At 44.7% G+C, this 24,263-nt stretch carries 10 protein-coding genes; 7 read left to right on the top strand and 3 right to left on the bottom strand.

The window, feature by feature from the left end:
* Nucleotides 1–287 precede the first annotated feature (287 nt).
* The gene (locus J8Z23_RS07515) at nt 288–1,604 is read left to right on the top strand and encodes a TolC family outer membrane protein (RefSeq protein WP_048626423.1); all 1,317 of its coding nucleotides are present in this window, start codon (nt 288–290) and stop codon (nt 1,602–1,604) included.
* A 2-nt stretch (nt 1,605–1,606) separates the two neighbouring features.
* Entirely contained in the window at nt 1,607–2,221 is a 615-nt protein-coding gene (locus J8Z23_RS07510; protein ID WP_006741557.1) for an OmpA family protein, read from the top strand.
* Nucleotides 2,222–2,308: 87 nt separating this feature from the next.
* Here J8Z23_RS07510 and J8Z23_RS07505 read toward each other — a convergent pair whose 3' ends face one another.
* Nucleotides 2,309–16,855 carry a tandem-95 repeat protein gene (locus J8Z23_RS07505; protein WP_434635277.1) on the bottom strand — a complete coding sequence of 4,849 codons (14,547 nt, stop codon included), beginning with the start codon at nt 16,853–16,855 and terminating at the stop codon, nt 2,309–2,311.
* 400 nt (nt 16,856–17,255) lie between these two features.
* On the opposite strand from J8Z23_RS07505, the gene J8Z23_RS07500 reads away from it, so the two are divergent.
* The 4 genes from J8Z23_RS07500 to J8Z23_RS07485 all read left to right on the top strand — a co-directional run bounded on the left by J8Z23_RS07500 (nt 17,256) and on the right by J8Z23_RS07485 (nt 21,864).
* Nucleotides 17,256–18,566 carry a TolC family outer membrane protein gene (locus J8Z23_RS07500; RefSeq protein ID WP_005395046.1) on the top strand — a complete coding sequence of 437 codons (1,311 nt, stop codon included), beginning with the start codon at nt 17,256–17,258 and terminating at the stop codon, nt 18,564–18,566.
* 2 nt (nt 18,567–18,568) lie between these two features.
* Nucleotides 18,569–19,183: an OmpA family protein gene (locus J8Z23_RS07495; protein ID WP_012841789.1), complete on the top strand. Its 615-nt coding sequence runs from the start codon at nt 18,569–18,571 to the stop codon at nt 19,181–19,183.
* Between the two features lie 167 nt (nt 19,184–19,350).
* Nucleotides 19,351–19,704 carry a DUF2750 domain-containing protein gene (locus J8Z23_RS07490; protein ID WP_005395049.1) on the top strand — a complete coding sequence of 118 codons (354 nt, stop codon included), beginning with the start codon at nt 19,351–19,353 and terminating at the stop codon, nt 19,702–19,704.
* Nucleotides 19,705–19,890: 186 nt separating this feature from the next.
* A complete protein-coding gene (locus J8Z23_RS07485) occupies nt 19,891–21,864 on the top strand; it encodes a diguanylate cyclase (RefSeq protein ID WP_434635276.1) in 1,974 nt (657 codons plus the stop codon).
* 12 nt (nt 21,865–21,876) lie between these two features.
* Here the strand turns inward: J8Z23_RS07485 and queC are convergent, their stop codons facing one another.
* Entirely contained in the window at nt 21,877–22,572 is a 696-nt protein-coding gene (gene queC / locus J8Z23_RS07480) for a 7-cyano-7-deazaguanine synthase QueC (RefSeq protein ID WP_104969424.1), read from the bottom strand.
* A 14-nt stretch (nt 22,573–22,586) separates the two neighbouring features.
* The gene (gene queE, locus J8Z23_RS07475; protein ID WP_172606012.1) at nt 22,587–23,237 is read right to left on the bottom strand and encodes a 7-carboxy-7-deazaguanine synthase QueE; all 651 of its coding nucleotides are present in this window, start codon (nt 23,235–23,237) and stop codon (nt 22,587–22,589) included.
* 216 nt (nt 23,238–23,453) lie between these two features.
* On the opposite strand from queE, the gene J8Z23_RS07470 reads away from it, so the two are divergent.
* On the top strand, nt 23,454–24,263 hold the full coding sequence (locus tag J8Z23_RS07470; RefSeq protein ID WP_109170246.1) for a Cof-type HAD-IIB family hydrolase: 810 nt from the start codon (nt 23,454–23,456) through the stop codon (nt 24,261–24,263).

The following is a 24,263-nucleotide window of genomic DNA, read 5'->3' as shown; positions in this document are numbered from 1 at the left end:
TAACTCAAGGGGCGGAGTTATTCAAAAAGTATAGAGTTACGCTAGCTGCGAAACGCTATGATATTAAGAATTCAAGCTTTTCTCTGGCCTAAACATGCTGTGTTGCTGAGCAACATTTGCCATATGTGCTAAGGTTTAAAAAGGCGAAATTCTGGAATTTTTAAACAAAAGCCTAGTTTTAACAGTAGGTTGATAAATCCCTTACTCAAGCACTGTTATTTATGATGTTTCGTCTCAGTTATGAGATGAAATAGCAAAAAGCAACACGAATTTTTAGGAGAAATACCGTGAAATGGAACCGACTAAATATTGCTTGCTGCTGTAGTTTAATAGTGTCTTTACCCGTTTTCGGTCAAACTTTAGAGCAAGCCGTGGCATTGACGTTAAAAAACAATCCTGACATTAAGAGCGCATTTAACGAGTTCACCAGTCGAAAATACGTAAATGAAGCCTCTTCGGGCGCCTACTTACCTTCTATTGATTTAGATGCGGGCATTGGTTACGAGGGATTAGACCCTTCTGACGAGGTGGGACGCGGGGATACAGATTACACTCGAAAGGAAGCTTCGGTAACACTAACTCAGCTCATATGGGATGGCAGTGCAACCTTAAATGATATCGATCGTACCGCAGCCGATGCAGAGTCAGTTAGATTTCAACTTTTGGCCGATGCATCAGATAAAGCGCTTGAAGTCACCAAAGTGTATTTAGACGCAGTAAAAGCTTACGAAATACTCAAGCTTTCTGAAAATAACCTGGCTGTTCACAAAGATATTTACGAAGACATTAAAAAACGAGTCAACTCAGGTATCGGCTCTACCGCTGACTTAACACAGGTAGAAGCACGTTTGGCAAAAGCGCACGGTAATTTGGCAGCTGCTCAAAATAATTTGTACGACTCTCACACTATGTTCACTCGTTTAGTGGGTCAAACCCCGCAAGGGTTGATCTTTCCAAGAGCGGATCAGAATTTCATTCCATACACCATTGATGAAGCGGTAGGTTTGGCATTTGAACTACACCCTGTCATTCAAGTCGCGCTCGCAGACGTAGACTCTGCTAAGTTTCAATACAAACAATCTAAAGGTGTTAATTACCCAACCATTTCCATTGAAGCTTCACAAACATGGCGTGACGACGCTGATGGCTTAAAAGGCCGCAGTGATGAGACACTTGCCATGCTACGTCTACGCTACAACCTATTTAATGGCGGCAGTGACGCTGCAAACTCAGAAAACTTCGCCTATCAGTTAAATAAAGCGAAAGACTTACGTGAAGGTGCTTATCGCAATGTTGAAGAAGGGTTAAGGCTTTCATGGAGCGCGCTGGATTTGACCCTACAGCAAAAAGAGTTCCTGTCAGATCATGTAGACTCGGCATCTGAAACCGTTATTGCGTATGAAAAACAATATCGCATTGGTAAGCGAACGCTGCTTGATCTATTGAATACTGAAAACGAACTCTTTGAGGCACGTAAAGACTACTTAGATTCTAAATACGCAGAGCAGTACGCCAAATATCGAGTGATGAACGCAACAGGTCAACTGTTGAGTGCATTAAGGGTTGAAATGCCTAAAGAATGGCTAGAAGAAGTGGAGTATTAATTATGAAATACATAACTCTTATTGCACTTTCATTGATGATTTCGGCATGCAGTTCATCCGATAAAGGCGATGAATATGATTATATTGATACGCCAATTGCCGATCAGTGGGCAGATCATCTTGATGATGATTCTGATGGAGTCATTAATGAGCGCGATTTATGTCCGGGGACTCCTTTAGGTGCCGAGATTGATAACGATGGCTGCGGTTCGTATGTCGACTCCTCGCAAGAAATGCAAATTCGAGTTCTGTTCGCGAATGATTCCGATGTGATCAATCCTATCTTTACGGAGCAAATTCGAGAACTATCCGACTTCTTGAAGGAGTATCCAAATACATCGATAGAGATTCAGGGCTATGCCAGTCGTACTGGTACTGCAGAACACAATCTTGACTTATCTAAACGCCGCGCTGAGAACGTTAGAAAAGAACTCATGATGAATGGTATTAGTGGAGATAGAGTCACCATTGTCGGCTATGGAGACACGGTACTTGCAACACAAGGCACCGACCAAGTGAGTCATGCGTTGAACCGTCGAGTCACCGCAACGGTGATTGGCCACAAAGGTGAGGTGAAGAAAGAGTGGACCGTTTTCACGACACTTCCTAAGAGCTAACATCGCAATGAACTGAGTTTAAAAGTAAAAGGTCTAGCAAAATGCTAGACCTTTTTTGATTTTCAATTTCACCTGTGGCTAGACATGCTACATGTCTTTGTATTGCGCTTCTAAACTTGCAATCAGACTTTGAGTCACATCATCGACACTTGCACCATCAAAATGGATGTCCAATGTCGAGCCACCTTTCGTAATACTCAAGTTCGCTTCCGAGCCGCCATCTGGTGCCACTTCTACGTGATACTCTCCGACATCACCAGTATGATCACCGGACTGAAGATCAGTAAGAAGCTCACCAACTTCATCTTTTGATAAGTCATCAAACAGATCGGAGAAGTCTAAAGTATCCTCATCTTTGTTGAAATCAGTAACCGTATCAACCTCGTTGGTCACTTCACTCCACTTAAAGATGTCAGAGCCCTCATCTCCCGTTAAGATATCATTACCTAAACCACCAATCAGAATGTCATCACCTTCACCGCCAACGAGTATGTCGTTACCACCCTGACCAAACAGTAAATCGTTGCCAGCACCACCAGATAAGTTATCCGACTTATCACCTTGGTGAGATTGGTTGAATTCTTCTAAGTTATTTTTAACGTATTCATGGATGTCTTCACCATCAATGGTAGAAACATCTTGACCCGTTTGCTGTGCCACATGTGATTGAATCGCACTCAAACCTTGCTCATTACCGCCAAATTCAATTAAATCACCCAGCAAGATATCGTCACCTTCTCCACCCTGAATAGTGTCTGAGCCTTGTTTTAGGGGCACATCTTGACCCAATATCGTTTCAGCAAGTTTAGTAACATCGATATCTGACTCTACCACACCATCAGTGTCATACTGCTTAAGTGTCTGTTCATCAACACCACTACCAAGACCTATCGACTCTACTGAAGACAATGCTGCTAATACTTGATACATATGTTGAGCTTGTGTTGAGCTGCCACGTTCATCATCATAACGGATAGAACCATAATATCTGTCGATATCCCCTAGAATTCTGCCTGTTAGCGGTGAATATACCTGACCGTAACTATCTATAACGACATCACCTTTGTAGATAACCGTCTGTCCGTATGAATAATTATTGCTACTAACTATATCTTGCAGGGTAACAAGCTTGCCAGAATCATCGACATCCAAAATCACTTTCGAGAATTCATTCTGCGCTAAATGGTAGAGATGCGTTGCTCTATTTGGTTGACCATCAGTAACAAAGTACGTGATATTTTGGCCATTAGGGTTAGGTTGACTGCTAAACCATTCAACAGCTGACTGTAAACCCGCCTCATAGTTTGTGCCGCCGTCACCCTCATCACCTATAGCACTATTCAGTTCTTTTACAAACTCATCTCTTGCTGTTGGAGAACTCAAGTCAACGGAAATAACTGCTGACGCACTTGAAGCAAACTCACTGAGGTGAATATTCACTGTTCCAGGCTTCTCACCCTGATTTGCAGCGCTTAACAGTTCATCAAACACATCTAGCACTTCTTGCTTCGCAGTTCCTACCCAGCTACCCATGCTCCCTGAAGTATCCAAAACAAAGGCGATGTTGTAGTCCTGACCCGCAATAATCTCCAATCCTTGTACATCGCCAACAATAATATCGTGATCGTCACTGCCCGTTATCTGATCGTTCCCATGTGAACCCGACTCTAGAACATAGTCACGAGCTGTAAGCTCAACAGACTCTGTTGTTGAAGCGGCATCATTATTTGCTTCTTCAACCGACGTCGCGGTAACGCTTAGTGGGAACTCTAGGCTACCTTCATAATCAAACGGTACTCTGATATCTAAAGAGACCTTACCGTTAGCATCCAGGGTGACAAGATAATTACCGTTTGCGTCCTGATTAACGGCATGTCCATCGATATACAGCTCTACACCATCCGGCAAACCTTCCACAAAAACAGTTTGCGCCAAGCTTTCACTTCCATCGACATCAACCAAATCAACGTTAATATCAACGGGAATCCAACGCTCTTGAAGCACTTCATAGGTGCCGTCGGGCTTCAATTCAACGACTTTGTCTGCAAAAATAATTCGTTCAATTTCATATAAGTGATCACCACGATCATCACTACCTGTGTGGTCGTTTACCGAATCGATAGAACGATTATCTAGCAAAATCCAATATGGGACTTGACCTCCATGATCGTCTTTGAAGGTCATTTTGTAGTCACTGAAGTTTCCTGTTAAGTAAACCGTATCTTGGCCATCATAATCTGTAATAGTGGACGCATCATCACCATAGAAAGAGTCGTTATTACCACCGCCAATAAATACGTCATCACCGCCGCCACCATAGAAGGTGTCATTGTAATCAGTCCCAACGAATAAGCTATCGGTATCACTTCTGTCGTTGTTGTCTCCTAGCATCACTCCGGCGTATGAGTGATTTTTTTGCACGACATCATCCAAACCAAGATCAGCAGCGACGAGTTCATTCTCTGTAGGCGTTTTATCTATCGCAGAAGTAGCTAAGTTGTGATTAGGATCAACAGCATCTCTTTTTACTAACTCTCCCACATTAATCGTGATCGCAGGGGCATCTGCAACTGCGACAACGTTGATATCAAGCGTATTTGTTGCGCCAGTATTTGTGGTGTAACTAATTAACGGAACATCACCTGACCAGTGCTCGGTAGGTTCAAATACGTAACTACCATCTTGGTTTACTAATAAAGTGCCACTGGTCAAAGATACGTTTTGACCTACCGCATAGTCAGTACCATTAATAGTAATGTGATCAACCATCAGGGTGTTGTTGTCATCAAAGTCATTACGCAATACGTTACCCTGTAGCGAATTATCTTCGTTGGTCTTCCCAATATCACTTTCCGTTTCCGTCGGTAAGTTCTCATGTACTACAACATTGATCGCTAAGTTAGACTCTGCTGAATCACCATTCGCGCGTTCTGTACTCGTTGCCGTCAAATTGATTGTGAAGTCATCATGGGAGCCAGCTGGTGGAGTCACAGTAAGTGTATCTAATGCCCAACTTGTCACGTCCAGTTCTTCATCAATGGTTGCTACAGTAATAGAACTGTTTCCATCTGAAAGGATCGCACCTACAGGTAAGCCAGTTAGCGTGACTTTAAGTGATTCAGAGCCATCTGTATCGTTTAAGCTTGCTTTAATTTCAGAGAGCGGTATCGCTGTATCTTGTAACCCTTCGTTCAGCTGATATGTTTCGTAAAACGCAACACCATTAACTTCTTGTAGTTCAGACGTTCTGATATCAGTTGCTTCTAGTGCACTTTCATCACTAACTACGTAAAGACTACTATTGCTCAGATTGACAGGCGCTTGTCCATTAATGGATACATCCACATTAAAGTTACCCGGACCACTTTGGTTATGGTGATAGATTTCAATTGGATAAAAGCCAGATACCGAAGGGGTAAAGCTAGCACCCTTAATATCACCACTGTCGCTACCCCAACGAGCTTGATCAAGTAACGTACCACCCAACTTGATAGCAAGGCTATCATCTGCTTGGCCAACAAAGTCGTAACTTGAACCAGCTTCCAGATAAACAAGAGATGTAACGAGAACGGCCTCATTTGCTAAGGTCGCATTAGTACCTAAATCTTCTACATTTGCCCAACTCAATCGAGTACCATCGGCTTCATCAAGAACGTTGATCGCTGAGATTAGAGTCTCTCCATTGACCCCCATACCATCACTAGAACCAACTTGAACATTACTCCATGTCGTAACGTTAAACTCTTGTTGGGGTAATGAGTTCTCGTGCGTCACTGCGATTAAGTTCGGTTTATCAGCGATAGGGTTTACGTCTATTGTTAGTGTTGACTCTTGACCGGTACTCTGTCCATCTGTTGGTTTAAAGCCAATTTGAGCGTAACTAGACTCCTGGTCTCCGACTTGATTTCCGCCGAAACTGTCACTGCCAGACTCATTTAATTCAGGTACAAAACGAACACTGTTTTCATCAAAGAGCGATTTATCAAGCACTTGATGGATTTGGACAGACTGCCAATCGCCTTGCGAATCTTTATACTCTAATGACCCATCGCTAGGAAGCGTTGTGATTTGGACGGAGAGCTCTGATACGTTAGAGTCCACATCGCTAATACCGAATGATGACCAATCAAGCATCACTTGGGTATCTTCACTCATCTCAACCGCGGAAGGCGAAGATTCAGGTGCATCATTCACATTTACCAGAGAAACATTGACCTCGGCAGTATCAATCCCGCCAGTTCCATCGATAACCTCAACCTGAAGCGTATAATCGCCCAAGTCAACATCATCGATTGTCTTGTTCAATGAAATCTCTCCGCTTGTCGGGTCGATATCAAAAATACCATTAGTGGTCGAGCCATCTGCAAAGCGGTATACAAGCACGTCATTATCGTGATCTTCAGCAACGACCGTACCAATAACGGACCCACTCACCGTGTTTTCGTTAACTGACCCGAAGTCGTAAACATCATCATTTGGTTTGTCACCAGCACTATCGCCGCCAGAAATAAACTCTGGAGCGTGCTGAGCATCTATAATAGAGACTGTTGCTTCATTCGAGTCACTTGCAAGCGTCGAATCTGCACCAACCGTACCAATTAGAGTCACAGTTAGGTTTTCAAGATCTTCGTAAATACCATCATCGAGAGTTTTTATATCAATCGGCGCCGACGTTTTACCCGCTGGAATCGCGACTGTGTACGTACTTGGAGCAATATAATCTTTGTCATCAACATTCCCGCCGATTGTGAATGTTACCAGTACATCTTCATCTGCTTTTTGGTCAATGTTGACGATAAATTTTGCATCACTACCTTCATCAACTGAGGATTGATCTGAGCTAATAGTCACTTTCGGTGCACTTTGGGCATCAACGATCACAACACTTGCGCTGTTATTTGAAGCAATGCTCGCATCAGCGCCATCCACCTCTTTAATGGTTACTGTGAAAGATTCTGCGCCCTCATAAATACCATCGGTGAGCGTCAGTAAGTCAAGAGCAGCTGAAGATTGACCCGCAGGAACTTCAACACTAAGAACGCCAACAAAATCTTTTCCATCTTGGGCCACGCCACTATATTCGACATGAACCGTAACGCTCTCATCTGCAACTTTATCAAGTGTCAGCGTAAAGCCTGCCGTTTCACCTTCATTTACGCTGTTTTGATCGGCACTAATACTAACTAAAGGTGCAGGATCAGAATCCACAATATTTGCGTTACCAGTTGCAATACCATTACTGGTGACACTACCGATTTCCGTAACCGTCAGACCAAAGCTCTCATCACCTTCATGGACATTATCTAGTTTGGTCGAGACTGCGACTTTAATTTCAGCGACACCTGGAGGTATAGTAACGTCTCCATTAGGCGCGATATCTAATGTTTGAGTTTGACCATGAGTATCCACATAGGTCACTACCATAGTGCCTAGATCAACATCTTCCGCAGTATAGCTATCATTTGTTGTTGACTTCAGATTGACGACAACGGCCTCTTGAACAGGGTTAGAGAGTAAAACGGTAAATATTGCGTCAGTTCCTTCAATGACATCGCCGGCATCTACTACGCTAAGTTCTGAACTATCATTATCAAGAACTGTTGCCGTCCCCGTTTCACCGCCGAGCTCAAGAACGATCGTTTCGCTGCTTTCCACAACCAAGTCATCAATAGTCGGAATCGATATTTCGAAGCTACTTATACCTGCAGGAACAATCAAGTAACCACCTAAGAAAACAACACCATTTGTGTAGGTTGCATTTGATAGATTTACGTCATTCTTATCAACTGAAGAACCTTGAGCAAGCATATCAACTTGGTACTTAACAGCAGTACTGGTGACTTCATCTAGAACAACCGAAAAAGTGACATTGTCACCCTCAGTCACGCTATCACCGACCACAGACAGACTTGGCCCATTTTCAGCAACATTACCATCTAGCATTTCATTAACGATATTGACTGTAGATGGATCGCTAACGCCACTTTCAGAGTCGACGGCCACATATCCAAAGCTGTCCTCTGCAGGAACACCTTCTACATAACGTAACTCCCAGTTACCTTCATTTTTCGTAGAAAAATCTAACTGAGTAATGACCGAACCTTCAGGAAGAGCTAGATCTTTCCCATAACCAACGCTTGTTTCTTGGAATAGCATGAAGTTGCCTTCAGGCTTCAAAAACTCGAACGTTTGAGTCTGTTGGACATTATTTGAATCTAAGTATGTAACCGTAATAAGCGCTGCGTTGTCATCACCGTAATCAAACAATCCACCTAGTCCATCTAGTCCAAGGTTTACGCTGCCCACAGGGTTATTAGACAAATCGATCGTAATCGTTTCACCCTTCTCAATACCCTGCCCATCATTGTCAGCGATACCATTGCCGATATGTGACACCTGGCGGTTGTACTGTGCAAGCTCACCGCTATCAGAAGAAATGGTGATAGAGGCTCCATTTGCTAAATGCTCAGTACGTGAATTTGATGGACCACCATCCTCACTTAATCCCCAGTTATTGAAATCTGTTGTAGATTCCGAGCCATTAGGCGTATTTGGACGATCTTTGATACCTAATAAGAAGCCAACATTATCAGCTTCATAGTAAAGACTGTCTTTGTCATAAAGCGTATCGCTTACTTCTTTAATTTCGTGCAACTCACCATCACTATCTTTAAAGAACAACGTACCTGAGGTTGGCAGTTCAGTAATTCGGACATGTAGATCGTTGCCTTTTAAGTCGTCTTCAACATCCGCGATATGATCTTGAGAGTCACCGCTACCCAGAGGTTTCGTATCGGTATCAAACACAACGTGCGTAAGCTGATCATCGGCCACATGCGTAAAGTCTTCACTGTCAGGTTTGTCGTTTACTGGCGTGACATCGACGTTAACAATGGTGGATTCACTGACACCACCGGAGGTGACGATATAGGTGAAACTGTCTGCCCCGTGGTAGTTGTCGTTCGGCGTGTAGGTCACGGTGCCATCAGGGTTGACCGATACAGTACCGTTAGCTGGGCCTTTATTGGTATCAAGCGACACTACTTTATCGTCGCCGTCAAACGTGTCGTTACCTAAGACCTTAATGATGGTTGGCGTGTCTTCCACGACTGTCGCGCGGTCAGATTCAATATCCGCCACAGGTGCAACCGTGAAGCTCACCGTTTGGCTAACGCTTTCACCACTTGAGTCTTTAGCTGTGAACGTAATTGCCTCTTTGCCATTCCAATCCGCAGTCGGAGTAATGGTAGCAACGCCATTCACAATAGAGACTTGGATGTTGTTATTGCCAGAGACGGAGAATTCTAGCGAGGAATCGGAATCTTTGAATACTTCATTCAAGTCGATCGTGTATGCATCGAAATCTTCCGATAACACTTGATCTGTAATGGCATTATCAACTGTTGGCGCATCGTTAACACGATTCACAACCAAGCTATCACTGTCGCTAGCCGTTGGATTAACACCATCCGACACTGACGCGCTGATAGTAAGGTCTTTAAGGTTGAGTTCATCGTTGTTAACCGCGTCAACACCCGCTTGAGTTAGCTTGACTTCATTGCCAACCAACACGAAGTAGCCGTTTGAGTTGTTTTCTAGAGAAATGGTTAATTGGTCTTCTGGCGTATCAGTATCACGAACCGTTAAGGTTGCGACTACCGTATCAGTGCTCACTGCATCTTCAGTGATGCTTTCTACGGCATCAACTTTGATAGTTGGCGCATCGTTTACTGGATTTACTGTAACGGTCACCTTCGCTTCGTCGGTCAATTCACCGTCCGTAACGATGTAGGTGATTTCAGCGTCGCCATTGAAGTTTTCTGCCGGAGTGAAGACCAATTTGCCATTAACCACTTCAACCGTGCCCTGCTCTTTCGGCACAGACGCAGAGTCGATGCTTAACACATCGCCATCCACGTCGGTGTCGTTTGGCAGTACATCAATCGTCACTGCGGTGTCTTCTTGTGTCGTAGCGGTGTCATCTTTTGACACTGGCGCATCGTTCACTGGCGTCACATTGACTTCAACGGTAGTGGATTCAGACACACCGCCTGATGTCACGACATAAGTGAACGTATCTTTGCCGACGTAGTTATCATCTGGTATGTAGGTCACAGTTCCGTCAGGGTTGACCGAGACCGCGCCGTTAGCTGGGCCGTTATTGGTATCGAGCGACACCACTTTATCGTCGCCTTCGAACGTGTCGTTACCTAAGACCTTGATGATAGTTGGCGTGTCTTCAACAACCGTCGTTTTGTCTGCCACGATGTCTGCCACAGGCGCTACCGTGAAGTTCACCGTTTGACTGACGCTCTCGCCACTTGAGTCTTTAGCTGTGAACGTAATTGCCTCTTTGCCATTCCAATCCGCAGTCGGAGTAATGGTAGCAACGCCATTCACAATAGAGACTTGGATGTTGTTATTGCCAGAGACGGAGAATTCTAGCGAGGAATCGGAATCTTTGAATACTTCATTCAAGTCGATCGTGTATGCATCGAAATCTTCCGATAACACTTGATCTGTAATGGCATTATCAACTGTTGGCGCATCGTTAACACGATTCACAACCAAGCTATCACTGTCGCTAGCCGTTGGATTAACACCATCCGACACTGACGCGCTGATAGTAAGGTCTTTAAGGTTGAGTTCATCGTTGTTAACCGCGTCAACACCCGCTTGAGTTAGCTTGACTTCATTGCCAACCAACACGAAGTAGCCGTTTGAGTTGTTTTCTAGAGAAATGGTTAATTGGTCTTCTGGCGTATCAGTATCACGAACCGTTAAGGTTGCGACTACCGTATCAGTGCTCACTGCATCTTCAGTGATGCTTTCTACGGCATCAACTTTGATAGTTGGCGCATCGTTTACTGGGTTAACGGTAACTACCACTTTCGCTTCGTCGGTCAATTGACCATCCGTTACGATGTAGGTAATTTCAGCGTCGCCATTGAAGTTTTCTGCAGGAGTGAAAACGAGTTTTCCATCCACCACTTCAACCGTACCCTGCTCTTTAGGTACAGAGGCTGATTCAATACTCAGCTTATCGTCATCCACATCAGTGTCGTTTGGCAGGACATCAATTGTCACTGGTGTGTCTTCGTCAGTAATCGCCGTGTCATTGGTCGCCACTGGCGCGTCATTCACTGGCGTGACATCGACGTTCACCGTGGTGGACTCACTGACGCCACCGGAGGTGACGATGTAGGTGAAGCTGTCTGTACCGTGGTAGCTGTCGTTTGGCGTGTAAGTGATGCTGCCGTCCGGGTTGACCGAGACCGTGCCGTTAACTGGTCCGTTGTTGGTATCCAGCGACACCACTTTGTCGTCGCCTTCGAACGTGTCGTTATCTAAAACCTTGATGGTGGTCGCCGTGTCTTCCACAACCGTCGCTTTGTCTGCCACGATGTCCGCCACAGGCGCAACCGTGAAGTTCACCGTTTGGCTAACGCTTTCACCGCTTGGATCAGTGGCAGTAAACGTTAGGATTTCTGAGCCGTTCCAGTCTGCGGTTGGAGTGAACGTAGCAATGCCATTGACGATCGCCACTTGGATGTTGCTGTTGCCAGAGACGCTAAACGTTAACTCGCCATCAACGTTATCCACATCGCTGAAAGCGGTATTTAGATCGACGGTGTATGGCGTAAAGTCTTCCGCCAAGGTTTGGTCTGCGATGTTGCTTTCAACTACAGGCGTGTCGTTCACCGCATTCACGGTGACGTTAACCGTCGCTTGGTCAGTCAGTGAACCATCGGTGACGGTGTAAGTGATTTCAGCATCGCCATGGAAGTTCTCTGCCGGTGTGAACACCAGTTTTCCATCAATAATTTCGACTGTACCTTGTGTTTCAGGTACAGACGCTGATTGGATAGACAGCGTATCGCCATCCACATCGGTGTCGTTTGGCAGGACATCAATCGTCACTGGAGTATCTTCGTCAGTAACAGCGGTATCATCTTTTGCCACTGGCGCATCGTTGACTGGCGTCACATCGACGTTCACCGTGGTGGATTCACTGACGCCCCCGGAGGTAACGATGTAGGTGAAACTGTCTGTACCGTGGTAGTTGTCGTTTGGCGTGTAGGTTACGCTGCCATCCGAGTTGACCGAGACCGTGCCGTTAGCTGGACCATTGTTGGTATCCAGCGACACCACTTTATCGTCGCCTTCGAACGTGTCGTTACCTAAAACCTTGATGATGGTTGGCGTGTCTTCCACAACCGTCGCTTTGTCTGCCACGATGTCCGCCACAGGGGTAACCGTGAAGTTCACCGTTTGGCTGACGCTTTCACCGCTTGGATCGGTAGCCGTAAAGGTTAGGATTTCTGAGCCGTTCCAGTCTGCGGTTGGGCTAATGGTCGCGATGCCATTTTCAATCGACACCAACACGTTGTTGTTGCCAGAAACGCTGAAGCTCAGCTCGCCATCCACGTTATCCACATCGCTGAAAGCGGTATTCAGATTGATGCTGTATGGCGTAAAGTCTTCCGCCAAGGTTTGGTCTGCAATGTTGCTCTCAACCTCTGGCGTGTCGTTCACCGCATTCACGGTGACGTTGACCATCGCTTGGTCGGTCAGTGTACCATCGGTAACGGTATAAGTGATTTCGGCGTCGCCATTGAAGTTCTCTGCCGGTGTGAAGACCAATTTGCCATCAACAATCTCGACTGTACCTTGGTCACTCGGCACAGATGCCGAGTCAATCGACAGCTTATCGCCATCAATATCGGTGTCGTTTGGCAGGACATCAATCGTCACTGGTGTATCTTCGTCAGTAACGGCATTGTCATTGGTCGCCACTGGCGCATCGTTCACTGGTGTGACATCGACGTTCACCGTGGTGGACTCACTGACCCCACCGGAGGTAACGATGTACGTGAAGCTGTCTGCCCCGTGGTAGTTGTCGTTTGGCGTGTAAGTCACGCTGCCGTCCGGGTTGACCGAGACCGTGCCGTTGGCTGGACCGTTGTTGGTATCCAGCGACACCACTTTGTCGTCGCCTTCGAACGTGTCGTTACCTAAAACTTTAATGATGGTTGGCGTGTCTTCCACAACCGTCGCTTTATCAGCCTCAATGTCCGCCACAGGCGCTACTGTGAAGTTCACCGTTTGGCTGACGCTTTCACCGCTTGGATCGGTGGCAGTAAAGGTTAGGATTTCTGAGCCGTTCCAGTCTGCCGTTGGTGAGATGGTCGCGATGCCGTTCTCTATTGAGACATTGACATTGCTATTACCAGAGACGCTAAACGTTAACTCGCCATCCACGTTATCCACATCGCTGAAGGCGGTATTTAGATCGATGGTGTATGGCGTAAAGTCTTCTGCCAAGGTTTGGTCTGCGAGGTTGCTTTCAACCGCAGGCGTGTCGTTCACCGCATTCACCGTGACATTGACCGTCGCTTGGTCAGTCAGTGCACCATCAGTGATGGTGTAAGTGATTTCGGTGTCGCCATTGAAGTTCTCAGCCGGTGTGAAGACCAGTTTTCCGTCAACAATTTCAACCTTACCTTGTGCTTCAGGTACAGACGCAGATTGGATCGACAACTTATCGCCATCCACATCAGTATCGTTTGGCAGGACATCGATCGTCACTGGTGTGTCTTCGTCAGTAATCGCCGTGTCATCTTTTGCCACTGGCGCGTCGTTGACCGGCGTCACATTGACTTCAACGGTAGTGGATTCAGACACACCGCCTGATGTCACGACATAAGTGAACGTATCTTTGCCGACGTAGTTATCATCTGGTATGTAGGTCACGGCGCCATCAGGGTTGACCGAGACCGTGCCGTTAGCTGGGCCTTTATTGGTATCAAGCGACACTACTTTATCGTCGCCGTCAAACGTGTCGTTACCTAAGACCTTGATGACGGTCGCCGTGTCTTCCACAACCGTCGCTTTGTCTGCCACGATGTCCGCCACAGGCGCAACCGTAAAGTTCACCGTTTGGCTAATACTCTCGCCGCTTGGATCGGTGGCAGTAAAGGTTAGGATTTCTGAGCCGTTCCAGTCTGCAGTCGGAGTGATATTGGCAACGCCATTCACAATAGAGACTTGGATGTTGTTATTGCCAGAGACGGAGAATTCTAGCGAGGAATCGGAATCTTTAAATACTTCATTCAAGTCGATCGTGTATGCATCGAAATCTTCCGATAAAACTTGGTCTGCAATCGCATTTTCAACAGTCGGTGCATCGTTAACACGATTCACAATCAAACTATCACTGTCGTTAGCCGTTGGATTAACACCATCCGATACTGACGCGCTGATAGTCAGATCTTTAAGGTTGAGTTCATCGTTGTTAACTGCATCAACGCCTGCTTGAGTTAGCTTGACTTCATCGCCAACTAACACGAAGTAACCGTTTGAGTTGTTTTCTAAAGAAACGGTTAATTGGTCTTCTGGCGTGTCAGTATCACGAACCGTTAAGGTTGCGACTACCGTATCAGTGCTCACTGCGTCTTCAGTGATGCTTTCTACGGCATCAACCTTGATGGTTGGCGCATCGTTCACTGGATTAACGGTAACGGTCACCTTCGCTTCATCGGTCAATTGACCGTCCGTTACGATATAGGTGATTTCAGCGTCACCATTGAAGTTTTCTGCCGGAGTGAAGACGAGTTTTCCATCCACCACTTCAACCGTGCCCTGCTCTTTAGGTACAGAGGCTGATTCAATACTCAGCTTCTCGCCATCAATATCGGTGTCGTTTGGCAGGACATCAATCGTCACTGGCGTGTCTTCGTCAGTAATCGCCGTGTCATCTTTTGCCACTGGTGCATCATTCACTGGCGTCACATCAACGCTCACCGTGGTGGATTCCGATACCCCGCCTGACGTGACAATGTAGGTGAAGCTGTCTGTACCGTGGTAGTTGTCGTTTGGCGTGTAAGTTACGCTGCCATCAGGATTGACCGAGACCGTGCCGTTAGCTGGACCGTTATTGGTATCGAGCGACACCACTTTGTCGTCGCCTTCGAACGTGTCGTTACCTAAGATCTTGATGATGGTCGCCGTGTCTTCCACAACCGTCGCTTTGTCTGCCACGATATCTGCCACAGGAGTAACTGTGAAGTTCACCGTTTGACTGACGCTTTCGCCGCTTGGATCGGTAGCCGTAAAGGTTAGGATTTCAGAGCCATTCCAGTCTGCCGTTGGAGTGATCGTGGCAATGCCGTTGACGATCGCCACTTGAATGTTGCTGTTGCCAGAAACGCTGAAGCTCAGCTCGCCATCAACGTTATCCACATCGCTGAAGGCCGTATTCAGATCGATCGTGTATGGCGTGAAATCTTCCGCCAAGGTTTGGTCTGCAATGCTACTCTCAACCACAGGCGTATCGTTCACAGCATTCACCGTAACTTTGACCGTCGCTTCGTCAGTCAGCGCACCATCGGTGACGGTGTAAGTGATCTCAGCGTCGCCATTGAAGTTCTCAGTTGGCGTAAATACAAGCTTGCCGTCAATAATCTCGACTTGACCTTGGTCACTCGGCACAGACGCCGATTCAATGCTTAACGTATCACCATCGATGTCAGTGTCGTTTGGCAACACATCAATCGTTACTGAGGTATCTTCCTCTGTAATTGTTGCGTCATTAAAGGCAATAGGCGCATCGTTAACTGAGTTTACTGTTACCGAGACTTGAGCTTCATCCTCTAGCTCACCATCTGAGATAGTGTAGCTAATAGTTGCATTACCATTGAAGTTTTCAGCCGGAGTGAAAACAAGCTTACCATCGACAATCTCAACGATACCTTGCTCTTCTGATACAGAAGCAGAAGTAATGGTTAAATCGTCACCTTCAATGTCACTGTCGTTAGCGAGCACATCAATTACAACCTGGGAATCTTCGTCAGTTTGAATCGCATCGTTAGTCGCTATTGGCGCGTCATTAACAGGCTTAATATCTAAATTAGCAGTGCCATTAATAACACCCCCATCGTCATCAATGATGTCATAGGAGAATGACACTTCAGTATCATCATCAGCTTCTGGGATATAAGTCCAAGATCCATCGTTGTTATCAATTAAAGTGCCATTCCCACTCTCAATAGTGACGTTTGTAACGATAAGAGTATCAGCATCGTCAATATCGACATTCGATAGTAATTCTTCGGTAGTTATCGTGATGGGATCGCTATCTTCTTCGATAGCGCTTAATGTCACTGGAGAATTAGTAAGTGGTTTATTTGAGCCATCTCCACTGGTTTCTATATTTGTTGCGAAAAAGTCATTTAAGGTCAACGCTTGTGTTTCAGATAAACCGAGGGATTCCAAGCCAATAGTTTCAAAATTTGTTGAGGCCAGTACTTCAGTGCCATCCCGTGCAATCGTGGCACTATTTTGTAAACTTGAACCACTGTTTTCACCCGCAGCTGGCGCGAGTTCTTCATCAACTATAGAAGGGTCTTGACCTTGCTCAATAGCACCAATAATTCGTGCCACATCATCAGAAATATCTTTTGAGCCTTGCTCTTCAGTTAGTTGAATGTTCAAATTTAGAGGTGCAGCATCTGTCGTTGCCACTACTACTTCACCTGGTAGGGGCTGTTGTCCTTCTGTTAGGACTCTCAGCTCCCCATCTAAACCTATTACGACGACTTGATTACCGAGTGACACTAACGCTGTACGATCCATATAAATCTTAACCCTAAATAACTGTCAAGTTTTTGACTAACAATACTAATTTGCTATATATTGCCTGATTATATAGTGCAATAACAGCAATTTGATGCTCAATTAAGTAATTATGCGTCATACATCAATAGGAATCTATGTGCATATTTGTCTTGTTTTAATAAAAGCCACTCAACTCTTGTTAAACATCAATTTCACTTTAAAACCGGGATCTTTATTCAAAATTTAGACCCACCAAATGAATTGATTTATCAAGAATGAAACAAATGAACAATGAATCAACAGGTTACTTCATCGTGTATTAATGTTATTGTGCGCTAAATTATTGACGCCCTTATAGGTATCCCACTTATAAGCCCTCTCACCTCGAGAAATTTTATTATTATCTAGGAGAATCACAGTGAAGTGGACTCGTGCCAACGCCTTTTGCATTGGTGTGTTCGCAGCTAGTCATGCTTTTGGGCAAACACTAGAGCAAGCGGTTGAAAACACATTAAAAACCAATCCTGACATCAAAAGTGCGTTCAATGAATTCGTTAGCAAGCAGTATGTGAATGAAGCATCTGGCGGTGCTTACCTCCCATCCGTAGATTTAGACGCCGGTATCGGTTATGAAGGCATTAACCCAGCAGAAGCAGGGCGAGATTCAACGGATCTGACAAGAAAAGAAGCGACCGTGACACTAACCCAGTTGATATGGGACGGTTCTGCGACACTTAACGATATGGATCGAACAGCAGCTGACGCAGAATCAGTTCGTTATCAACTGCTCGCTGATGCTCAAGACACGGCACTCGAAGTGGCAAAGGTTTACTTAGATTCAGTAAAAGCTTATGAAATTCTTACACTTTCAGAAAACAACTTGAAGGTTCATAAGAAGATCTACGAAGACATTAAAAAGCGAGTTAACTCAGGACTTGGGTCTACCGCTGACCTAACTCAAGTAGAAGCTCGTTTAGCAAAAGCTCACGGTAACTTGGTGGCGGCTCAGAACAACTTATATGACAGCCACACCACGTTTACACGCCTTGTCGGACAGTCCCCACAAGGATTGATTTTTCCGCGAGCGGACCAGAACTTTATTCCCTACACCATAGATGAAGCAATTGACTTGGCATTTGAATCGCATCCAGTAATCAAAATTTCGATGGCAGATGTAGACTCAGCTAAGTTCCAATATAAGCAATCTAAGGGAACTTACTATCCAACGATATCTGTAGAAGCGGCTCAAACGTGGCGTGATGATGCAAGCGGTATCGAAGGAAGTAGTGATGAAACGACAGCGATGCTGCGTATGCGTTATAACCTCTTTAATGGTGGTAGTGATGTCGCCAATGCTGAAAACTTTGCCTATCAACTAAACAAAGCCAAAGATTTACGAGAACGCGCATACCGCAGCGTTGAAGAAGGGCTTCGTCTATCATGGAGCGCGTTAGATTTAACGCTTCAGCAAAAAGAGTTTCTGGCGGATCACGTAGATTCGGCATCTGAAACTGTTATCGCCTACGAGAAACAGTATCGCATCGGTAAACGAACCCTTTTGGATTTGTTAAATACTGAAAACGAGTTATTTGAAGCGAGAAAAAACTACTTGGATGCTCGATATTCAGAGCAATACGCGAAATACCGTGTAATGAATGCGACCGGCCAATTGTTAAATGCCTTGCGAGTCGATGTGCCTACGGAATGGAATGAAAAGGTGGAGTACTGATCATGAAACCAATGAAAATTCTATTTGTATTAAGTCTTCTCGCCGTTACTCAACAGGTTGCTGCTGAAGACGAGTATGACTATCGACCTGTACCAAGTGCAGAGCAAATTGCTGACCTTCAAGATGAAGATAACGATGGCGTCATCAACGCTCGAGATATGTGCCCTGGCACACCGGAAGGCTCAGAAGTCGATAATGACGGTTGCGGCGAATACATTAAAGCATCAGATAACATGCAAGTAAGAATACTTTTTGCCAATGATTCTGATGAAATCAATCCCGTGTTCAGAAGACAAGTACGTGAACTGTCCGATTTTTTAAAAGAATACCCTACTACGTCGATCGAACTGCACGGCTACGCGAGTAAAGTTGGTGGCTCTCAACACAACCAAGATCTATCAGAGAGACGAGCACGCAATGTCCGTGAGGCGCTATTGAGCTACAACATCGAACCGAGCAGAGTTCGTATTGTTGGCTTTGGAGATACTCACCTAGCGCAACAAGGTACCGATGAAGTCAGCCACGCTTTAAACCGCCGAGTAACTGCTTCTGTCGTTGGTTATAAAGGCGAGATTAAAAAAGAGTGGACAATATTCACTACCCTCCCTGAAAGGTAAAAATATCTGTATTAATGTTTGTTCAAACAAGCATTAATAAACCTAGAATGACATAAGAAAAGGAGCTTCGGCTCCTTTATTTTTACTCATTGCAATAACCGTATTATGCTTTAGGAATCGGCACTTTAGTGTTACCCTAGCGGCGTCATAACAACGAGAGTTTTGAAATGAGCAAACTTACATCAGATATCCAAGCAAACCTTGACCTTTTTGTTGCAGAAACAAAAGAAAACCAACTGGTTTGGGGTTTACGCAATGAAGAAGGTTGGCTATCTTGCGATTCAACTGAATTCGAAAACAGTGAAGTCATGCCTTTCTGGTCTTCTAAAGAAGATGCAGAAGCGCACAATGTTGAAGAATGGGCTGACTTCACTGTACTAGAAATCCCACTAGATATCTTTGTTGAAGATTGGCTTTTAACTCTTGCAGAAGATGGTGTTCTTGTTGGTACTAACTGGAACGATCAGCTAGAAGGCAAAGAAATGGAGCCTCAAGATCTAGCTAAGCTTTACATTGCATAACGACTTCTAGACCTCAACTTTATGTTGGGGTCTTTCTTTTTATGCTCTTTTTTGATATGTCGACCAAGTGCATAGTTTTCCTATTCTTTTTCTTCGTACACCCAACTCAATCACAACGCTGATCAATTAATAGCGTTATGATTCTCCAATTCCAAAGCAACAAAAGAACATAAGGCACGTTTAAATATGCGCACGCTCTATCCTTTGCTTGCGTCACTCTTACTCGCCCCGGTATATGCTAGTGACACTCAAGATATTGAGCCAGAACAAAATATCACGCAGTGGCACGCCGTTTATCAAACCACATTGAGAAGTAATCCTGACTCAGCATTAAGCATGCTTCAAGATCGATACCACACCGCGAAATCGCACAGCGAAAAACTCTACGTCAGCGGGCTGATTTATGAATACATGTCGAACATAAAGCAGCCGTACTATGGAAGCAGCCAAGTTCTCAACAATAACTTTGCTCAGTTAGAGTCAGAGTACATTCTTGCCTTAAATGAACGTAAGCATGGTGGTTATGACGCCTCAGTAAATAGCTTTTCTTCATTGCGACAAAAAATGAAGCAGACTTCAGATTCTGAAGGCAAAGCTTTGATGAACTATCAGCTCTGTTATACGTTGAATCAACAAGGTCGTTATCACAAAGCAAACTTTTATTGCTCGTCGTTAGAAAGCCATCTAAGTCAACAACACCAAGAAAACTTCCCTATTGATCTCGCGTTACGTGTGGTAGCGAATAACTATAACTATCGTGGTGACTATGAAAAAGCGCTGAGCCTTTATAGAAAGCTGCTGGCGAACATGTCTGCTCAAAGCGATCCTTCTGGCATTTACAATGACGTCGGAAATTTACTTGCAGAGCTTGGGCAGTTTGAACAATCAGAACAATATCTCATCCAAGCCCTACTCGCTCGTCAAGATGAAGGGACACCACTCAAAGTCGCCCAAGTCGAACATAGCCTTGGGGCAATGTATAAGAAATCCAAAGAATTCGATAAAGCCATCAATCATTATCAAAATGCATTAACAATACTCAACCAGCTCCAATACCCATATGGTCAAGGGTTAAGCTACTTAGGGCTGTCTGCGGTTTTAGCCGAAAGTGGGCAACTGGATACCGCAGTAGATTACATTAGAAAAGCTTTAGACATTGCTGAAACGTATGAAAATACGCACCTCGAAACGGAAGGGCATTTAGCTGCTGGGTTCGCGTATTTGAAAAACCATGCTACTGAAAAATCGATTGCACATGGCAAAGTCGCGTTAACACTAGCGATCAATAACTCTAGACCATTATTACAGGCACAAGCTCAATTACTCCTTTCCAAAGCATACCAAGCCCAAGGTGATTATAAACTGGCATTAGAGCACCACGAAGCCTATTCAACCATTGAATTGGCCAACCGAGACGCTAGCAATATTAAAGCATTAGAGGCATTAGACCTCACAAAGAAAGAGTACGAATATGATCTTCAAGTCGCTCGGTTGAATAATGAAAAAAGCTTAAATCAGCATCAATTTGAGAAGCTTACCGATCAAAAGCGCACTTATAATTTTGTGGTTTCCTGTTTGTTGGTCTTGCTCATTCTGGCATTGATACTTCAGCGACAAACACGACAAAAAGCCAAAATAGATAGTCTAACATGTGCGTTGAATAGAGCGGCAATTATAGAGACCATCAAAGGCCAAACCTCCAAAGCGGACGAAGACTTCCGCTATGTTATAGCATTAATCGACCTTGACGACTTTAAGACGATAAATGATCAATACGGTCATCCGACTGGCGACTTGGTGTTACAGCAAGTTTGCCAAGTGCTTAAAGCTAAGCTCAATAAGGGAGAGTATATCGGCCGTTTGGGTGGAGAAGAGTTTATCTTATTATTGAAAAACGTCGATGAAATTGACGTTCCTTTCCGGGTGCAAAGCCTACACAAAACGATTTCAGAGAAGCGCGTACGCACGGTAAATAATAGTGATCTGAGTGTAACTGCTAGCTTGGCCTATCTATCAACATCAATGCCGCTTACCAACTTTGATGAACTTTATTCGATACTAGACCAAGCTTTATACCAGGCTAAAAAGCAGGGAAAAAACATCATTATAGACGCATACGATGAGCCAATTAGCCTAGGTTCTGACTATGTTAGCCAGTAAAGCAAGGCACGACTAAACGTCAGCAGCCTGCTTGTTCACAAGAGACTGCATTACGGTCTCTTTATTGTTTAGGTAATCATCTAAGCCAGCTTTGCGCAAATCGCACGATGGGCAATCACCGCAACCATCACCAATGACCCCGTTGTAGCAGGTCAACGTATTTTCACGAACCAGTTGCAACGCGTCATATTGATCAGCTAACGCCCACGTTTCTGCTTTATTTAGCCACATTAACGGTGTTTTGATCGTCAGGTTACGGTCCATCCCTTGCACCAAAGCCGTGTTCATTGCTTTCACAAAATCGTCACGACAATCTGGATAACCACTAAAGTCGGTTTCACACACGCCAGTAATTACGGTTTCAGCCCCAATTTGGTAGGCGTAGATTCCTGCGAGCGTTAAAAATAGGATGTTCCGGCCAGGAACAAAAGAGTTTGGTAGGCCGTTTTCTTGCAATTCGTGTGAGACAGGGATGTCATCACGCGTGAGAGAGCTAATCGCAAGTTCGTTTAAAAGGCCAACATCCATCACTTTATGCGCTTTGACGCCAAGATCCTTTGCGATCTTTTGTGCCACTTCTATCTCTAACTTGTGGCGCTGACCATAATCAAAAGTAATGGCATGAACTTCATCAAACTCTTTAAGTGCTTGAACCAGACAAGTCGTGGAATCCTGACCACCACTAAAAACAACAACGGCTTTTTTCATTTCTCTCTCCGCTCTTAAGCAATACTTAGGTATTTATGAGTTTGAACAGACAAACGCCAATTGCGAGCGATGCACGTTTCAATACACAATTGCGTTGCACGAGGCTTTTGGCTAATAGGCTGCAATGCAATGACAGTCTCAACCGTGACATTCGCATTTGCCAATAGCTCATCAAGATGGTCGATGTCTTTTTGCGTACCAACTGGGTGCTTAATCTCATTCGCACGCTCTAACGCGCTATTGAGAACTGGAAGTTTACCCTTCATCGCCACTTTTGGTGACACGGTCACCCATGTATTTTTTGACGTGATGACTTCTGATGTGCCACTGGTTTCAATCTGGCATTGGCAACCCATATCCTCAAACGCCTTTGTTAAAGGGCGTAGATCATAAATACAAGGCTCACCACCAGTAATCACGATATGTTTAGCATTAAAGCCTTGCAGTTGATATTGCTCTACGATGTTCTCGGCAGATGCGACGCACCATGTCGGAGAATCTTCCGTCTTCACCAAAATATCACCAATTTGACGTTGGTCATTTTCATCTGCATACCACGTTTGTTTGGTATCGCACCATGAGCAACCAACCGGACACTCTTGGAGGCGAACAAAAACAGCAGGTACTCCAGTGAAAACCCCTTCCCCTTGGATGGTTTCAAACATCTCATTTAGCTTATACAACGTAGAACTCACTCAACTCATAATACTTCGAGGCGAAGACCTTAATGGACACACGTGTCTAGGTCAATTTAAACCAAAAATTAATTGTTAAAATAGACCATTTTGTAGTTTCATAGTCGCGGTGAGCGTAGGTTTCTGGTTCGCGTTATACCAAACCTTATTCACTTACAGTTCCCAAAAACTTTAAGGTAAGAAATGATGTATAAACTGATCGCATTAGATATGGATGGCACACTGCTCAATAGTGATAAAGCAATCTCTGAAGAAAACAAACAAGCGATCGCAAAGGCTCGAGAAGCAGGCGTTACTGTCGTTCTCGCTTCTGGTCGCCCATTAGAAGGAATGCAAGGCAAGCTCGACGAACTGAATATCCATTCCGATAAAGATTTTGTCCTTTTCTACAATGGCTCTATGGTTAAGAACGTAGGAACAAATGAAATCATCCACCAGCAAATCATTGATGGTAAGGCAGCAAAATTAGTCGCTCGCAAAGCGAAAGAATTAGGCGCTTATGTGCACGCATTCAGCCAAGCACATGGCTTGATCACCAATGAGAAAAACCCATACACTGACATCGAAGCCAACATTAATGGCTTAAATGTAACAGAGATTAATTTTGAATCGCTAGAAGATGATCATCCAATCATCAAAGCAATGATGGTTGCCGAGCCAAGTAAGTTAACTGAGGTCATCGCAGCGCTTCCGTCTGAAATGCGTGAAGAGTTTACGGTGGTTCAAAGCGCTCCGTTCTTCCTGGAATTTCTTAACCCAGCGAGCAACAAAGGTATTGGTGTTGCTGCAATTGCTGAGTATCTAGGTATTCAACCGGAAGAAGTGATCTGTATGGGTGATGCTGAAAATGACCACCACATGCTGAAGTACGCTGGCCTTGGTATCGCGATGGGAAATGCGATGGAAGAGACCAAACAAATCGCTGATTACATTACGGTAAGTAATGATGAACACGGTGTCGCTAAAGCGATTGAAAAATTCGTCCTTAACGCTTAA

The organism is Vibrio sp. SCSIO 43086 (assembly GCF_051132235.1).
Lineage (GTDB): Bacteria > Pseudomonadota > Gammaproteobacteria > Enterobacterales > Vibrionaceae > Vibrio > Vibrio diabolicus.
The sequence above is the reverse complement of the archived record's forward strand: the minus strand, read 5'-3'. Positions and strand labels throughout refer to the sequence as shown.